The sequence below is a fragment of the Mycobacterium sp. shizuoka-1 genome, from assembly GCF_002723835.1.
Lineage (GTDB): Bacteria > Actinomycetota > Actinomycetes > Mycobacteriales > Mycobacteriaceae > Mycobacterium.
In genome coordinates, this window is record NZ_BEWG01000127.1 from 1 (window position 1) to 14691 (window position 14691).

Consider the following 14691-nt stretch of genomic DNA (forward strand, 5'->3'; position numbering starts at 1 on the left):
ACACGAAAACCACTACCCAACAACACAACTCGGCATCACACCGAACCCACACCAATTACCACGCAAAATCCGGGCTAGTGCCAGTAAAACATGGCTTCACCGCAGACAAAAGGCACCGCGGCATCCTCGCTTGTCAGAGTAATGAAACGTGTTCTAGCCTGACCGCATGGGTAATCCTGTCATCGTCGAAGCCACCCGCAGTCCGATCGGGAAGCGAGGGGGCTGGCTGTCCGGCCTGCACGCGACCGAATTGTTGGGGGCCGTTCAGAAGGCCTTGGTCGAGAAGGCCGGCATCGACGCAGCAGAGGTCGAGCAGGTCATCGGCGGTTGCGTGACCCAGTACGGCGAGCAGTCCAACAACATCACCCGCGTGGCGTGGCTGACCGCGGGATTGCCCGAGCAGATCGGCGCCACCACCGTCGACTGCCAGTGCGGCAGCGCCCAGCAGGCCAATCATCTGATTGCCGGGCTGATCGCCACCGGCGCCATCGACGTGGGTATCGCGTGCGGTATCGAGGCGATGAGCCGGGTGGGCCTGGGCGCGAATGCCGGGCCGGACCGCTCCCTGATCCGCGCCGCGTCGTGGGACATCGACATGCCCGACCAGTTCACCGCCGCCGAGCGGATCGCCAAGCGCCGCGGCATCACCCGCGCGGACCTCGACCACCTCGGCTTCCTGTCCCAGCAACGAGCCAAGCGCGCCTGGGATGAGCACCGCTTCGACCGCGAGATCTCCCCGATCGAGGCGCCGGTGCTCGACGAGAACAAGCAGCCCACCGCCGAGCGGCACATGGTCAGCCGCGACCAGGGGCTGCGCGAGACGACGATGGAGGGGCTGGCCGGCCTCAAGCCGGTGATGGAAGGCGCCAGCCATACCGCGGGCACCTCGTCGCAGATCTCCGACGGCGCCGCGGCGGTGCTGTGGATGGACGAAGACAAGGCCCGTGCCCTTGGCTTGAAGCCGCGGGCCCGGATCGTCAGCCAGGCCCTCGTCGGCGCCGAAACCTACTACCACCTGGACGGCCCCGTGCAGTCCACCACCCGGGTTCTGGAGAAGGCCGGCATGAAGCTGGGCGACATCGACCTGGTCGAGATCAACGAGGCGTTCGCGTCGGTGGTGCTGAGCTGGGCCCAGGTGCACGACGCCGACATGGACAAGGTCAACGTCAACGGCGGCGCGATCGCGCTGGGCCATCCTGTCGGCAGCACCGGCAGCCGGTTGATCACCACCGCGCTGCACGAACTGGAGCGCACCGACAAGAGCACCGCCCTGATCACCATGTGTGCCGGCGGCGCGCTGTCCACCGGCACCATCATCGAGCGGATCTAGTGGCCTCTCCCGTTCCCGACGAAGCGCGGATCGCCGCGGCGCGGGCCTACATCGAGGCGCTGGCCAGCCACCGCGCTGACCAGGTACCGTTCGCGCCGGGCTGCACCCGCGTGGAAGTCGGGCTGAAGACCGGCTTCTCCGGAGATCACCTGCGCCGCAGCCTCAATCGCGGACTTCAGTACCGGGTGATCGCATCGGTGTCCGAGCCGGAGTTCCGTGTGGTCGGCGACGAAGTCCATGCCCGCTTCGACCTGGTGACCAAACCGTCGCTGGCCGGACGCAAAGTCGGCGCGCACATCGACGAGACGTTCCTGATCCCGGCCACCGATGGCAAGATCCATCACATCCGGGCGAACATCCGCCCCTTCCTGACGCGCTAGCCCGAGGAGTTCTTCGTGCCCAAACCGCGCCCCAAGGGCCTCGACTCACCGATGACGAAGGTCATCATCAAGTGGATGTCACGCGCGCAGACCGCGGTCTACAAGGCGAGCAAGGGCAAGATCGGCGGCAGCTTCCTCGAAGGCGCGCCGGTGGCGCTGCTGACGACGATCGGGCGCAAGAGCGGTGAACCCCGGGTGGCGCCACTGCTCTTCCTGCGCGAGGGCAATCGAGTGGTGCTGGTGGCGTCCCAGGGCGGCAGCGACAAGCACCCGCTGTGGTACCTGAACCTCAAGGCGAACCCGAAGGTGAAGGTGCAGATCAAGGACGAGGTGCTCGAGTTGACGGCGCGCGACGCCACCGAGGCCGAGCGTGCCGAGTACTGGCCGAAGATGACGGCGTTCTACACCGGTTTCGAGGACTACAAGTCCTGGACCGACCGCGTCATCCCCATCGTGATTTGCGATCCGTAAAGCGGGGCACGTTAGGGACGTGACCGACACGTCCCATCCCATTCGCAACTCGGGTCTGCTGGCCAAGGCGATGAAGTACTTCGCCCGCGCCCACATCGCGGTGTATCGCCGCACGAACGGGAAGTTGGGCGCCAGGCTCCTGTGGTTTCCCGCGGCGCTGGTGACGACCACCGGCCGCAAATCGGGTCAGCCGCGCACCACCGCCACCCTGTACCTGCAGGACGGCGAGCGGATCGTGTTGCCCGCGTCCTACGGCGGACGCAACGCCCATCCCGCGTGGTACCTCAATCTCAAGGCCGAACCGCGGGTCCGGGTTCAGGTACGCGACGCGGTGCGGGAGATGACCGCACGGGACGCCACCGACGACGAGCGCCGCGTCTACTGGCGCAAGCTCACCCGAATCTACCCGCCGTACAAGGGTTATCAGGACGCCGCGGACCGCCGCATCCCGCTGGTGGTGTGCGAGCCGCGGTGACCCGGTCTGGGCGCTAGGCCCCGAAGACCGGCAGCGGTGTGCGCGACTTGGCCAGCAGGTCGCCCACCACCGGGCCGAGTTCGGCGGGATCCCAGCGGGCGCCCTTGTCGGCCTCGGCACCGCGGTTCCAGCCCTCGGCCACCCGGATGATGCCGCCTTCGACCTCGAACACCCGCCCGGTGACGTCCTTGGACTCGACACTGCCCAGCCACACCACCAACGGTGAGATGTTCTCCGGGGCCATGGCGTCGAAATCGTTGCCCTGTGTGGCCATCATGTCGGCGAAGACGGTCTCGGTCATCCGGGTGCGCGCCGACGGCGCAATCGCGTTCACGGTCACCCCGAAGCGGCCCATCTCGGCCGCCGCGACCAGGGTCAGCGCGGCGATCCCGGCCTTGGCCGCGCTGTAGGTTGCCTGGCCGACACTGCCCTGCAGGCCGGCGCCGGAGCTGGTGTTGATGATGCGCGCGTCCACGGCGTTACCGGCCTTGGACTGCGCCCGCCAGTACGCACCGGCGTGCTTCATGGTCGCGAAATGGCCCTTGAGATGCACGGCGGTGACCGCGTCGAACTCGTCCTCGGTGGCGTTGACGAACATCCGGTCCCGCACGATGCCGGCATTGTTCACCAGCACGTCGAGTCCGCCGAACGAGTCGACCGCGGTCTGGATCAGCGCCTCGGCCTGCGCCCAGTCGGCGACGTTGGAGCCGTTGGCGACGGCTTCACCACCGGCGGCCACGATTTCGTCGACCACGCCCTGGGCCGCGCTACCCCCACCGGCCGGTGATCCGTCGAGGCCGACGCCGATGTCGTTGACCACCACGCGCGCCCCCTCGGCGGCGAATGCCAGGGCGTGCGCCCGTCCGATGCCGCCACCGGCACCGGTCACGATCACTACGCGGCCGTCGAGAAATCCCATCGAGTTGTCTCCTTATTTGATGTCGGCAGTGGTGGTCGACAGGTAGTGCGGTGGCTCCCCGCCACCATGCACCTCCAGTGACGCACCGCTGATGTAGGACGCCGCCGGGGAAGCCAGAAACGCGGTGGCCCAACCGATGTCCTCGGGTTTGGCCAGCCTGCCCAGCGGCACGTTCGCCGATATCGCCGCGATCGAATCGGCGTCGCCGTAGAAGAGTTCGGACTGCTCGGTCTCGACCATGCCGACGACGACGGAGTTGACCCGAACCTTCGGCGCCCATTCGACGGCCAGCGTGGTGGTCATGTTCTCCATGCCCGCCTTGGCCGCGCCGTAGGCGACGGTGCCCGGGGTGGGCCGCCGGCCGCTCACGCTGGTGATGTTGATGATCGTGCCGCCGGAGTCCTGCGCCTGCATCACGGCGTTGGCGTGCTGCGACACCGAAAGCGCGCCAAGCAGATTGAGCTCGACGATCTTGGTGCTGAACTTCGCCGACGCGTCGGCGGCCAGGACGTACGGGGAGCCGCCGGCGTTGTTCACCACCACGTCGAGGCGCCCGTGGTCGGCGACGATTCCGTCGATGAGCGCCTTGACGGCATCGTCGTCGCGGATGTCACAGGCCCGGAACTCATACGGCGATCCCTCGACCGGACGCCGGGCGCACGTGACGACGGTGGCGCCCTGGGCGGCGAAAACCGCGCTGATTCCGGCGCCGACCCCGCGCACTCCACCGGTCACGAGAACGACCCGGCCACTCAGTTGCAGGTTGATGCCAGTGTCAGCCGCGTCGGTCACTGTGCTAGCGTACCAAGCAAGTGCTTGCTTAGGTATCCACCCCGTCAGGAAGTGGCTGAGGAACCCGATGACCATCACGTCCAAGACCGTCGAACCGGGCATCGTCGCCGTCACGGTGGACTATCCCCCCGTCAACGCCATCCCGTCCCGCGGCTGGTTCGAACTCGCCGATGCCATCACCGCCGCGGGGCGCGACATGAGCACCCACGTGGTGATCCTGCGCGCCGAAGGCCGCGGCTTCAACGCCGGCGTCGACATCAAGGAAATGCAGAACACCGAGGGCTTCACCGCTCTGATCGACGCCAACCGCGGCTGCTTCGCCGCGTTCAAGGCCGTCTACGAGTGCGAGGTGCCGGTGGTCGCCGCCGTCAACGGCTTCTGCGTCGGCGGCGGCATCGGCCTGGTCGGCAACGCCGACGTGATCGTCGCTTCCGACGACGCGAAATTCGGCCTGCCCGAGGTGGAACGCGGCGCACTGGGCGCGGCCACCCACCTCTCCCGCCTGGTGCCGCAGCACATGATGCGTCGGCTGTTCTTCACCGCCGCGACGGTGAGCGCCGAGACCCTGCATCACTTCGGGTCGGTGCACGAGGTGGTGCCCCGCGCCGATCTCGACGAAGCAGCCTTGCGGGTTGCCCGCGACATCGCATCGAAGGACACCCGGGTGATCCGCGCCGCCAAGGAGGCGCTGAACTTCATCGACGTCCAGCCGGTCAACGCCCGCTACCGGATGGAGCAGGGCTTCACGTTCGAACTGAACCTGGCCGGCGTCTCCGATGAGCACCGTGATGCGTTCGCCGGGACCTCGAAGGGCGAAAAGGCATGAGTGACAAGAGAACAACTCTCGACGAGGCCGTCTCTGTCGTCGAAAGCGGGATGACGATCGGCCTCGGCGGCTGGGGTTCACGGCGCAAGCCGATGGCGTTCATCCGGGCGCTGCTGCGCACCGACGTCACCGACCTCACCGTCGTCACCTACGGCGGACCCGATCTCGGACTGCTCTGCTCGGCGGGCAAGGTCAAGCGCGTCTACTACGGCTTCGTGTCGCTGGACTCGCCGCCGTTCTACGACCCGTGGTTCGCCAAGGCCCGCACCACCGGCGCGATCGAAGCCCGGGAAATGGACGAGGGCATGCTGCGCTGCGGGCTGCAGGCCGCCGCTCAACGACTGCCGTTCCTGCCGATCCGCGCCGGGCTGGGCAGCGATGTCCGGGCGTTCTGGGGCGACGAGCTCAAGACGGTGAAGTCCCCCTACCCCGTCCGAAATCCCGGGTCGCTTCGCTCCTGCCCGCCGGAAGGCGACGGTTACGAAGAGCTGGTCGCCATGCCCGCACTCAACCTCGACGTCGCGCTGGTACACCTCAATCTCGGTGACGCACAGGGCAATGCGGCCTATACCGGCATCGACCCGTACTTCGACGACCTGTACCTGATGTCGGCACAGAAGCGGCTGCTCTCGGTGGAGAAGGTGGTCTCCACCGAGGAGCTGGTGAAGTCGGTTCCGCCCCAGGCCCTGCTGGTCAACCGGATGATGGTCGACGCCGTCGTCGAGGCGCCGGGCGGGGCGCACTTCACCACGGCCGAGCCCGACTATCGCCGCGACGAGAAGTTCCAGCGCCATTACGCGCAAGCCGCGGGCTCCGAGGACACCTGGGCCGAGTTCGTCGCCACCTACCTGTCGGGCAGCGAAGCCGATTACCAAGCCGCCGTGCGCAAGTTCACCGAAGACCTGGAGGCCTCGAAGTGATCTCCGTGACCCGCGCCGAAGTGTGTGCCGTCGCCTGCGCCGAACTGTTCCGTGACGCCGGCGAGATCATGGTCAGCCCGATGGCCAACATGGTGTCGATCGGCGCCCGGCTGGCCCGCCTGACCTTCGCGCCGGACATCCTGCTGACCGACGGCGAGGCCCGGATCCTGGCCGACACCCCGGCATTGGGTGCCACCGGCGCGATCGAGGGCTGGATGCCGTTCGGCCGCGTCTTCGAGACGCTGGCCTGGGGCCGTCGCCATGTGGTGATGGGCGCCAACCAGATCGACCGGTACGGCAACCAGAACCTCTCGGCGTTCGGCCCGCTGCAGCATCCCACCCGCCAGATGTTCGGCGTGCGGGGTGCGCCGGGCAACACCATCAACCACGCCACCAGCTACTGGGTGGGCAACCACTCCAAGCGGGTGTTCGGCGACACGGTCGACATCGTCTCCGGGATCGGCTGGGACAAGGTGGATCCCGCCAACCCGGCGTACCGCTTCGTCAATGTCTTCCGGGTGGTGACCAACCTCGGCGTGTTCGACTTCAACGGCCCCGACCACCAGATGCGGGCGGTGTCGTTGCATCCCGGCGTGACCCCGGAGGAAGTCGCCGAGAACACCTCCTTCGAGGTGCACGGTCTGGGCGAGGCCGAGACCTCGCGGCTGCCATCCGGCGAGGAGCAGCGGCTGATCCAAGAGGTCATCGACCCGAAGTCGTTGCGAGACAAAGAAGTCAAGTGATGGGTGCACACCTGAAGACCCCGCTGACCGAGCTCATCGGGATCGAACATCCCGTCGTGCAGACCGGCATGGGGTGGGTGGCCGGCGCGCGTCTCGTCTCGGCCACCTCCAATGCCGGCGGCCTGGGCATCCTGGCGTCGGCGACGATGACGATCGACGAGTTGGCGACCGCGATCCGCAAGGTGAAGTCCGCCACCGACCGCCCGTTCGGGGTCAACATCCGCGCCGACGCTGCCGACGCCGGTGATCGGGTCGACCTGATGATCCGTGAAGGCGTCAAGGTCGCGTCCTTTGCGCTGGCGCCCAAGCAGGAATTGATCGCGAAGCTCAAAGAGGCCGGCTCCGTGGTGATCCCGTCGGTGGGCCTGGCCAAGCATGCCAAGAAGGTGGCCGGCTGGGGCGCCGACGCGGTGATCGTGCAGGGCGGGGAGGGCGGCGGCCACACCGGTCCGGTGGCCACCACGCTGCTGCTGCCCTCGGTCCTCGACGCGGTCGACATCCCGGTGGTGGCGGCCGGCGGCTTCTTCGACGGGCGCGGCCTTGCCGCCGCCCTGTCCTACGGCGCCGCGGGCGTGGCGATGGGTACCCGGTTCCTGCTGACCTCGGATTCCACCGTGCCCGAAGAGATCAAGCAGCGGTACCTCAAGGCCGCGCTCGACGGGACCGTCGTCTCCACCCGAGTGGACGGCATGCCGCATCGGGTGCTGCGTACCGAACTCGTGGAGAAGCTGGAAAGCGGCTCACCCATCCGTGGCTTCGCCGCTGCGGTGCGCAACGCCGCCAAGTTCAAGAAGATGTCGCAGATGAGCTGGTCCGGCATGATCCGTGACGGCCTGGCCATGCGCCACGGCAAGGATCTCACCTGGGCGCAGGTGCTGATGGCCGCGAACACTCCGATGCTGCTGAAGGCCGGACTGGTCGAGGGCAACACCGAGGCCGGCGTATTGGCGTCCGGCCAGGTGGCCGGGATCATCGAGAACCTGCCGTCGTGCGCCGATCTGGTCCCGGCGATTGTGGCCGAGGCGATCACACACCTGCAGGCAGCCAGCGCCTATGTCGAATAGGGCGTAGTTTGGCCATGCACGACTAGTCCGATGACTTCGGAGGACGCCATGGCACTGGCTCCGGACACCTGGCCTCGACAGTTCCGCTCGCTCATCCGCCTGTCCAACAAGTACCTGCTCAACCCGGTGATGCTGCGACCGGCCGGCAGCCGCTACTGGTACGCCTCGGTGGTGCACCACGTGGGACGACGGTCCGGCAAGGCGTACTCCACACCGGTCGTCGCCGACCGGGTCGGCGACACGATCGTGATCCCGCTGCCCTACGGCACCCAGGCCGACTGGGTGCGCAATGTGCTGACCGCGGGGAGCGCCCGCGTCACCAGCAAGGGGCAGACCTACCAGGTCGGCTCGCCCGAGCTGATCGACGCCACCGAGGCGCTGCCGATGCTCCCCCGCGACCGGCGGCGGACCTTCGCGCGCACCGGGATCAAACATTTCCTCCGCGCCACCATCACGGAATAAGCTGATAGCTTCATTTTGTCAATATGAAGCTATAGTCTTCATATGAATGAAGTGAAGCCTGTTGCTTCATCTGTCCGTGGCACGCTGATCGGTGATGTCGTCGGGTCACGGCACGCCTCGGACCGGGCCGAACTGCATCGGCAGGTCGACCAGGCGCTGGCGCATAACGGGTTGGCATTCACGGTCGGCGACGAGTTCCAGGGCAGTTATCCCACGGTCGGCGCCGCCCTCGACGCCGCGCTCACAGTTAGGCTGGCCCTGGCACCCGAGGTCGACGTGCGCTTCGGTGTCGGCTGGGGCGAGGTGACCATGCTCGACTCCGGCACCGGCATCCAGGATGGACCCGGCTGGTGGTCGGCGCGGGAAGCGATCGAGTGGGCGGGCGCCGCTCAACAGCAGCCGGCACTGGCGGCGGTGCGCACCGCCTATCGCCGCCAGCACCCGACCGGGCCGGATCCCGACGCTGTCAACGCGGCCCTGTTGTGTCGGGACCACCTGCTTGGATCGATGGATGCCCGGTCCCTGCGACTGCTGCGGGGGCTGCTCGGGCACACGACCAAGAAGGAACTGGCAGCGATGGAAGGCATCAGTGCCTCGGCGGTGTCCCAGCGGACTGCACGCGACGGACTGGATCTGCTGGTGCTGGCCGCCGATTACCTCAAGAGCGTGCGATGAGCGGCGTGGCCGTGCTGCTGATCGCCATCGGCTGCGCCGACATCGTCCGCAGGCTGACCACGCCGCGCTGGCCGGCGGTGATCACCGGGCCGGCGGTCGCGGTGGTCACCGCGGCACTGTGCGGGCTCTGGCATCTCGGTGACATCGTGCTGGTGAGTATCGCCGCGGCGGCTGCGGTGTCGTGGGAGGTGAGCTGCGAAGCCGCCCAGCTCGCCGGGCGCCGCAGGCAGGCGGCACCGCTGGTGCTGTTCGGCGCGGTGCTGGCCGTGCTGATCGCGCTGTCCGGGCTGGGCTCGCCGGTCACCGGGTTGGTCAAAGCGTGGGTGGACTGGGCCCCGCTGACCGGACCGGCGCCGTCCGATCCGACCCGAATCGTGTTGGTGGCGGGCGTGATCCTGCTGCAGCTGGTCACCGGCAACCAGCTGGTCCGGTTGCTGCTCGGCTCGGTGGGCTCGGTCAAGCCCGCCGGTCAGCCGCAGCCGTCCGATCGGCTCAAGGGTGGCCGTCTGCTCGGCCCGATGGAGCGGCTGCTGATCTTCGGCCTGAGCCTGGCCGGGCAACCGACCGCCGCGACCGCGGTGGTGGCGGCCAAGAGCATCATCCGCTTCCCCGAGATCAATGCCCAAAAGGCCCGGGAGAAGGGGGGAATCGGAATCGACGATGTCACCGAGTACTTTTTGGTCGGCAGCTTCGCGAGTTGGATCGTCGCGCTCGGCGGTCTGGCGCTGACCGCTCTCGGTTAGCCGATTCGTCGCCGGTGAGCGGGCTCGGCGTCATACCTTGTCCCTCATGAAGATGAATGCCGCCATCCTGTGGGAGTACGGACAGGATTGGAGCGTCGAGGAAGTCGAGCTCGATCCCCCCAAGGAAGGCGAGGTCCTCGTCTCGTTCGAGGCCACCGGCCTGTGTCATTCCGACCATCACATTCGCGACGGCGACCTGGTGGCACCGATCCCGCTGATCGGCGGTCACGAAGGCGCGGGCATCGTGCGAGAGGTCGGGCCCGGTGTGCGCAACCTCAAGGTCGGCGATCACATCGTTGCCGCGTTCCTGCCCGCCTGCGGCCGGTGCCGCTGGTGCGCGACCGGCAAGTCGAACCTGTGCGACATGGGTGCCGAGATCCTGATGGGGCTGCAGCCCGATGGCACGTTCCGGCGGCACGCGCGCGGCCAAGACATCTACGCCGCAATCGGATTGGGCACCTTCGCCCCGTACGGCACGGTTCCCGAGGCGTCACTGGTCAAGATCGACGACGACATCCCGCTGAGCCGAGCCTGCCTGCTGGGCTGCGGTGTCACCACGGGCTGGGGTTCGGCCGTCAACACCGCCGACGTGCGCCCCGGCGACACCGTGGTGGTGATCGGCTGCGGCGGTATCGGCAGCGGCGCCATCCAGGGTGCCCGGCTGGCCGGCGCGGAGAAGATCATCGTGATCGACATCGTGGAAGCCAAGCGGGACAAGGCTTTTCTGTTCGGTGCCACCCACTTCGCGACGTCGATCGCCGAAGGCACCGAACTGGTCCGCGAGCTCACCAAAGGCGTGATGGCCGATTCCGCGCTGCTGACCGTCGGCCTGGTCGAGGGGTCGATGATCAACGACGCGCTCGAACTCGTCAGCAAGGGTGGGGCCGTGGTGCTCACCGCCCTCGCCCCGATGACCGACGTGACACCGACACTGCCGATGACCATGTTCACGCTGTTCCAGAAGCGGCTGCTCGGCAGCCTTTACGGTCAGGCCAACCCGCGCGCCGACATCCCGCGGCTGCTCAGCCTCTACCGCGAAGGCAAGCTGCTCCTCGACGAGACCGTCACCCACGAATACAAGCTCGGCGAGATCAACGACGCCTACGGCGACATGCTTGCCGGCCGCAACATCCGAGGCGTGGTCATCCACGACCTCTGACGTGCGGCCGGCGACCCGTCAGAGCCGTTCGATGATCGTGACGTTGGCGGTGCCGCCACCCTCACACATGGTCTGCAGGCCGTAGCGGCCGCCGCGGCGCTCCAGTTCGTTGAGCATGGTGGTGAACAGCTTGGCTCCGGTGGCGCCGAGCGGGTGACCCAGGGCGATCGCGCCGCCGTTGGGGTTGACCTTCTCCGGATCGGCCTTGGTCTCCTTGAGCCAGGCCATCACCACCGGCGCGAACGCCTCGTTGATCTCGACGACATCGATGTCGTCGATGGTCAGGCCGGCCTTGTCCAGCGCGTACTTGGTGGCCGGGATCGGGCCGGTCAGCATGAACACCGGATCGGCGCCGCGGGCGCTGATGTGGTGGATACGGGCGCGCGGGGTCAGCTTGTGGTCCTTCACGGCCTGCTCGCTGGCCAGCAGCACCGCGCTCGCGCCATCGGAGATCTGGCTGGCCATGGCCGCGGTCAAGCGGCCACCCTCGCGCAGCGTCTTCAGGCTGGCCAGCTTCTCCAGGGTGGACTCGCGTGGGCCCTCGTCGGTGCGGAAATCACCGACCGGGACGATCTCGTTCTCGAAGTTGCCGTTGCGGATGGCGGCGAAGGCCTTGTCGTGGCTGCCCTTGGAGAACTCTTCCATCTCCTCGCGGGAAAGGCCCCACTTCTCGGCAATCATCTCCGCGCCGCGGAACTGCGAGATCTCCTGATCGCCGTAGCGGTGCAGCCAGTTCTCCGACTCGTTGGTCGGCGAGGTGAAGCCGAACTGCTCAGCGACGGTCATCGCCGACGAGATCGGGATGCGGCTCATGTTCTGCATGCCTGCGGCCAGGATCAGATCCGCCGTGCCGGCCATGATGGCCTGTGCGCCAAAGGAAATCGCCTGCTGGCTGGAGCCGCACTGACGATCGACGGTCACCCCCGGCACCTCTTCGGGGAAGCCGGCCGCCAGCCAGGTGTTGCGACCGATGTTGCCGGCCTGCGGGCCGATGGTGTCCAGGCAGCCCACGATCGCGTCGTCGACGGCTCCCGGGTCGACGTCCACCCGGTCGAAGATGCCGCGGAACGCCACCACGCCGAGGTCGATGGGATGAACGTGGGCCAGCGAACCGTTGCGCTTGCCGACCGCGGTGCGCACGGCGTCGATGACGTATGCCTGTGAAGCGGGGGCCATGTCGATCTCCTTACTTTGCGGCGGCTATTCCGCCGAGGACGATGGAAAGGTATTGGCGGCCAACTTCTTCGGCCGTCAGCGGGCCACCCGGTTGATACCAGCGCACGGACACCCAGGTGGTATCCCGGATGAACCGGTACACCACGTCGACGTCGATGTCCGGGCGGAAGTAGCCCTGCTCGACACCGGAGTTGAGCAGGTCGAGCCACATCTTCCGCTGCTCTTTGTTGCGGGCCTCGACGAAGTCGAACTGCGGCAGCGCCGACAGCCGTTTGGCTTCGTCCTGGTAGATGACCACCTGTGCGTGCCGGTCTTCGATCGCTTCGAAGGACAACATGAACAGGCCCTTGAGCCGCTCCAGCGGATTCGGCTCGGTGGCGATCACCTGCTGGTAGCGGTCGAACAGCCAGTCCAGGAAGTCCCGAAGGACCTCGGAGACCATCTGTTCCTTGCTGGTGAAGTGGTGATAGAGGCTGCCGGACAGGATGCCCGCCGAGTCGGCGATGTCGCGCACGGTGGTCGCGCGCAGACCGCGTTCGGCGAACATCGTCGCGGCGAGCACCAGAAGCTCGTCGCGACGGCTGACCGGCTGGTCGGTCATGCGCGTTGGCTCGACACCGAAATGACTTCGCCGGTCAGGTAACTGGAGTACTCGCTGGCCAGGAAGGCGATGGTCGCCGCCACCTCCCACGGCTCGGCCGCCCGGCCGAAGGCCTCACCCTCGGACAGCCGGTCGAGCAGGTCGGCCGAGCTGACCTTCTCCAAGAACTTGTGCCGGGCGATGCTCGGTGAGACCGCGTTGATCCGGACCCCGTATTCGACGGCTTCGATGGCGCTGCAGCGGGTCAGTGCCATCACGCCGGCCTTGGCGGCGGCGTAGTGCGACTGGGAGTGCTGCGCCCGCCAGCCCAGCACGCTGGCGTTGTTCACGATCACGCCGCCATGGCCGGCGTCACGGAAGTACCGAAGCGCCGCGCGGGTCGCCCGCATCACCGAGGTCAACGTCACGTTGAGCACCCGGTCCCATTCTTCGTCGGTCATGTCGACGACGGGGGTCTCACCACCGAGCCCGGCATTGTTGACCAACACGTCGAGCCGGCCCAACCGGGCCGTGGTGGACGCGATGAGCGCGTCGACCTGGGCGGTGGAGGTGACGTCACACACCACCGCCTCGACCCGGCCCAATCCCAATTCGGCCAGCTGGTCCCGGGTTTCGCCAAGTCGGCGCTCGTGGTGGTCGGAGATGACGACGTCGGCGCCCTCCAGCAGCGCGCGCCGGGCCGTGGAGGATCCGATGCCGGTGCCCGCGGCCGCGGTGACCACGACGACCTTCCCGGTGAGCAGACCGTGGCCCGCGATTTCCTCGGGCACTTCCGACAATGACGCCACTAGCCCTTCGCCTCTCGAGGTAGGCCGAGTACGCGCTCGGCGATGATGTTGCGCTGGATCTCGTTGGATCCGCCGTAGATGGTGTCCGACCGGGAGAACAGGAACAGCCGCTGCCATTCGTCGAACTCACCGTCGGTGAGCACCAGACCGGCGCGGCCCTTGATGTCCATGGCCAGCTCGCCGAGATCGCGGTGCCAGTTGGCCCACAACAGCTTCGACACGTTGTCCATGCCTGGCTGCTCGACGTCCATGGTCGCCAGCGCATAGGACCGCATCGTCTGCAACCCCGCCCAGGCCCGGGTCAACCGCTCGCGGATCAGCGGGTCGTCGATGGCCCCGGTGGACTTGGCCAGCTCGGCGACACCGGAAAGCTCACGGGCATAACGGATCTGCTGACCCAGCGTGGACACGCCCCGCTCGAAGGTCAGCGTTCCCATTGCCACCCGCCAGCCGTCGCCCGGCTCGCCGACGACCAGGCCGGCATCGGTGCGGGCGTCGGTGAAGAAGACCTCGTTGAACTCCGAGTCGCCGGTGAGCTGGATGATCGGGCGGATCTCCACGCCGGGCTGATCGAGGGGCACCAGCAGATAGGACAGGCCGGCGTGGCGCTTGGAGCCCTTCTCGGTGCGGGCCACCACGAAGCACCACTGCGCCCAGTGCGCCAGCGACGTCCACACCTTTTGCCCGTTGATGATCCACTGGTCGCCGTCGAGGACGGCGGAGGTGGCGACGTTGGCCAGATCACTGCCGGCGCCGGGCTCGGAATAGCCCTGCGACCACAACTCGGTGACGTCGAGGATCCGCGGCAGGAACCGCTGCTGCTGCTCGGCGGTGCCGAACGCGATCAGGGTGGGCCCGAGCAGTTCCTCGCCGAGGTGGTTGACCTTGTCCGGCGCGTTGGCCTTCGCGTACTCCTCGTAGAACGCCACCCGGTGGGCGACCGACAGGCCGCGCCCGCCGTGCTCCACCGGCCACCCCAGGCAGGTCAGCCCTGCCGCCGCCAGGTGCCGGTTCCAGGCCAGCCGCTCCTCGAAGGCTTCGTGCTCGCGACCCGGGCCGCCGAGGCCTTTGAGCGCGGCGTATTCACCGACCAGATTGTCGGCCAGCCACTCGCGGACCTCCGCCCGGAACTCCTCGACCGTGATCACCCTTGTAGGCTAACCTACC

18 protein-coding genes are annotated in these 14691 nt (G+C 67.5%); 12 read left to right on the forward strand and 6 right to left on the reverse strand.

The features are described from left to right. Positions 1-166: 166 nt before the first annotated feature. The 4 genes from MSZK_RS29960 to MSZK_RS29975 all read left to right on the forward strand — a co-directional run bounded on the left by MSZK_RS29960 (position 167) and on the right by MSZK_RS29975 (position 2656). Positions 167-1330, forward strand: a complete 1164-nt coding sequence (locus tag MSZK_RS29960; protein ID WP_099252157.1) for a steroid 3-ketoacyl-CoA thiolase — start codon at positions 167-169, stop codon at positions 1328-1330. After that, entirely contained in the window at positions 1330-1710 is a 381-nt protein-coding gene (locus tag MSZK_RS29965; RefSeq protein WP_099252158.1) for a hypothetical protein, read from the forward strand. The genes MSZK_RS29960 and MSZK_RS29965 overlap by 1 nt, the downstream gene beginning before the upstream one ends. Positions 1711-1761: 51 nt before the next feature. Next, entirely contained in the window at positions 1762-2181 is a 420-nt protein-coding gene (locus tag MSZK_RS29970; RefSeq protein WP_099252159.1) for a nitroreductase family deazaflavin-dependent oxidoreductase, read from the forward strand. 70 nt (positions 2182-2251) lie between these two features. After that, positions 2252-2656 (forward strand): nitroreductase family deazaflavin-dependent oxidoreductase, encoded by a 405-nt coding sequence (locus tag MSZK_RS29975; RefSeq protein ID WP_099252223.1) that lies wholly within the window; start codon positions 2252-2254, stop codon positions 2654-2656. Between the two features lie 13 nt (positions 2657-2669). Here the strand turns inward: MSZK_RS29975 and MSZK_RS29980 are convergent, their stop codons facing one another. Beyond that, complete coding sequence (locus tag MSZK_RS29980) at positions 2670-3575, reverse strand: SDR family oxidoreductase (RefSeq protein WP_099252160.1); 906 nt, start codon at positions 3573-3575, stop codon at positions 2670-2672. A 12-nt stretch (positions 3576-3587) separates the two neighbouring features. Then, entirely contained in the window at positions 3588-4367 is a 780-nt protein-coding gene (locus tag MSZK_RS29985; protein ID WP_099252161.1) for an SDR family oxidoreductase, read from the reverse strand. A 67-nt stretch (positions 4368-4434) separates the two neighbouring features. Between MSZK_RS29985 and echA20 the strand changes: the two genes are divergently transcribed. The 8 genes from echA20 to MSZK_RS30025 are packed head-to-tail and all read left to right on the forward strand — an operon-like array spanning position 4435 to position 10959. Then, positions 4435-5193 (forward strand): (7aS)-7a-methyl-1,5-dioxo-2,3,5,6,7,7a-hexahydro-1H-indene-carboxyl-CoA hydrolase, encoded by a 759-nt coding sequence (echA20, locus tag MSZK_RS29990; RefSeq protein ID WP_099252162.1) that lies wholly within the window; start codon positions 4435-4437, stop codon positions 5191-5193. Further along, on the forward strand, positions 5190-6113 hold the full coding sequence (locus tag MSZK_RS29995; RefSeq protein WP_099252163.1) for a CoA transferase subunit A: 924 nt from the start codon (positions 5190-5192) through the stop codon (positions 6111-6113). Before echA20 ends, MSZK_RS29995 begins: the two co-directional genes overlap by 4 nt. Then, entirely contained in the window at positions 6110-6856 is a 747-nt protein-coding gene (ipdB, locus tag MSZK_RS30000) for a cholesterol ring-cleaving hydrolase subunit IpdB (protein WP_099252164.1), read from the forward strand. The genes MSZK_RS29995 and ipdB overlap by 4 nt, the downstream gene beginning before the upstream one ends. Further along, positions 6856-7920, forward strand: a complete 1065-nt coding sequence (ipdC, locus tag MSZK_RS30005; protein ID WP_099252165.1) for a (3aS,4S,5R,7aS)-5-hydroxy-7a-methyl-1-oxo-octahydro-1H-indene-4-carboxyl-CoA dehydrogenase — start codon at positions 6856-6858, stop codon at positions 7918-7920. Before ipdB ends, ipdC begins: the two co-directional genes overlap by 1 nt. A gap of 30 nt (positions 7921-7950) precedes the next feature. Continuing rightward, the gene (locus MSZK_RS30010) at positions 7951-8382 is read left to right on the forward strand and encodes a nitroreductase family deazaflavin-dependent oxidoreductase (protein ID WP_233211598.1); all 432 of its coding nucleotides are present in this window, start codon (positions 7951-7953) and stop codon (positions 8380-8382) included. Between the two features lie 42 nt (positions 8383-8424). Next, positions 8425-9057 carry a SatD family protein gene (locus tag MSZK_RS30015; RefSeq protein ID WP_099252166.1) on the forward strand — a complete coding sequence of 211 codons (633 nt, stop codon included), beginning with the start codon at positions 8425-8427 and terminating at the stop codon, positions 9055-9057. Next, entirely contained in the window at positions 9054-9800 is a 747-nt protein-coding gene (locus MSZK_RS30020; protein ID WP_099252167.1) for a hypothetical protein, read from the forward strand. The genes MSZK_RS30015 and MSZK_RS30020 overlap by 4 nt, the downstream gene beginning before the upstream one ends. 46 nt (positions 9801-9846) lie before the next feature. Beyond that, on the forward strand, positions 9847-10959 hold the full coding sequence (locus tag MSZK_RS30025) for an NDMA-dependent alcohol dehydrogenase (protein ID WP_099252168.1): 1113 nt from the start codon (positions 9847-9849) through the stop codon (positions 10957-10959). Between the two features lie 18 nt (positions 10960-10977). On the opposite strand, the gene fadA6 is transcribed toward MSZK_RS30025, so the two are convergent. Genes fadA6 through ipdE1 form a run of 4 tightly spaced genes read right to left on the reverse strand, consistent with a single transcriptional unit; the run spans position 10978 to position 14672 of the window. Further along, positions 10978-12135 carry a steroid 3-ketoacyl-CoA thiolase FadA6 gene (fadA6, locus tag MSZK_RS30030; protein WP_099252169.1) on the reverse strand — a complete coding sequence of 386 codons (1158 nt, stop codon included), beginning with the start codon at positions 12133-12135 and terminating at the stop codon, positions 10978-10980. 10 nt (positions 12136-12145) lie between these two features. Continuing rightward, positions 12146-12736: a TetR family transcriptional regulator KstR2 gene (gene kstR2 / locus MSZK_RS30035; protein ID WP_099252170.1), complete on the reverse strand. Its 591-nt coding sequence runs from the start codon at positions 12734-12736 to the stop codon at positions 12146-12148. After that, positions 12733-13524, reverse strand: a complete 792-nt coding sequence (gene ipdF, locus MSZK_RS30040; protein WP_099252171.1) for a (5R,7aS)-5-hydroxy-7a-methyl-1-oxo-2,3,5,6,7,7a-hexahydro-1H-indene-carboxyl-CoA reductase — start codon at positions 13522-13524, stop codon at positions 12733-12735. Before ipdF ends, kstR2 begins: the two co-directional genes overlap by 4 nt. Continuing rightward, complete coding sequence (gene ipdE1, locus MSZK_RS30045) at positions 13524-14672, reverse strand: acyl-CoA dehydrogenase IpdE1 (RefSeq protein ID WP_099252172.1); 1149 nt, start codon at positions 14670-14672, stop codon at positions 13524-13526. The genes ipdF and ipdE1 overlap by 1 nt, the downstream gene beginning before the upstream one ends. Between the last annotated feature and the right edge of the window lie 19 nt (positions 14673-14691).

Coding starts and splice junctions, on each gene's coding strand:
- MSZK_RS29970 (WP_099252159.1), top strand. CDS start 1,762: ATGACGAAGGTCATCATCAAGTGGATGTCACGCGCGCAGACCGCGGTC.
- MSZK_RS29975 (WP_099252223.1), top strand. CDS start 2,252: ATGAAGTACTTCGCCCGCGCCCACATCGCGGTGTATCGCCGCACGAAC.
- ipdC (WP_099252165.1), top strand. CDS start 6,856: ATGGGTGCACACCTGAAGACCCCGCTGACCGAGCTCATCGGGATCGAA.
- echA20 (WP_099252162.1), top strand. CDS start 4,435: ATGACCATCACGTCCAAGACCGTCGAACCGGGCATCGTCGCCGTCACG.
- MSZK_RS30015 (WP_099252166.1), top strand. CDS start 8,425: ATGAATGAAGTGAAGCCTGTTGCTTCATCTGTCCGTGGCACGCTGATC.
- MSZK_RS29960 (WP_099252157.1), top strand. CDS start 167: ATGGGTAATCCTGTCATCGTCGAAGCCACCCGCAGTCCGATCGGGAAG.
- MSZK_RS30020 (WP_099252167.1), top strand. CDS start 9,054: ATGAGCGGCGTGGCCGTGCTGCTGATCGCCATCGGCTGCGCCGACATC.
- MSZK_RS29980 (WP_099252160.1), bottom strand. CDS start 3,575: ATGGGATTTCTCGACGGCCGCGTAGTGATCGTGACCGGTGCCGGTGGC.
- kstR2 (WP_099252170.1), bottom strand. CDS start 12,736: ATGACCGACCAGCCGGTCAGCCGTCGCGACGAGCTTCTGGTGCTCGCC.
- MSZK_RS29995 (WP_099252163.1), top strand. CDS start 5,190: ATGAGTGACAAGAGAACAACTCTCGACGAGGCCGTCTCTGTCGTCGAA.
- MSZK_RS30010 (WP_233211598.1), top strand. CDS start 7,951: ATGACTTCGGAGGACGCCATGGCACTGGCTCCGGACACCTGGCCTCGA.
- MSZK_RS30025 (WP_099252168.1), top strand. CDS start 9,847: ATGAAGATGAATGCCGCCATCCTGTGGGAGTACGGACAGGATTGGAGC.
- fadA6 (WP_099252169.1), bottom strand. CDS start 12,135: ATGGCCCCCGCTTCACAGGCATACGTCATCGACGCCGTGCGCACCGCG.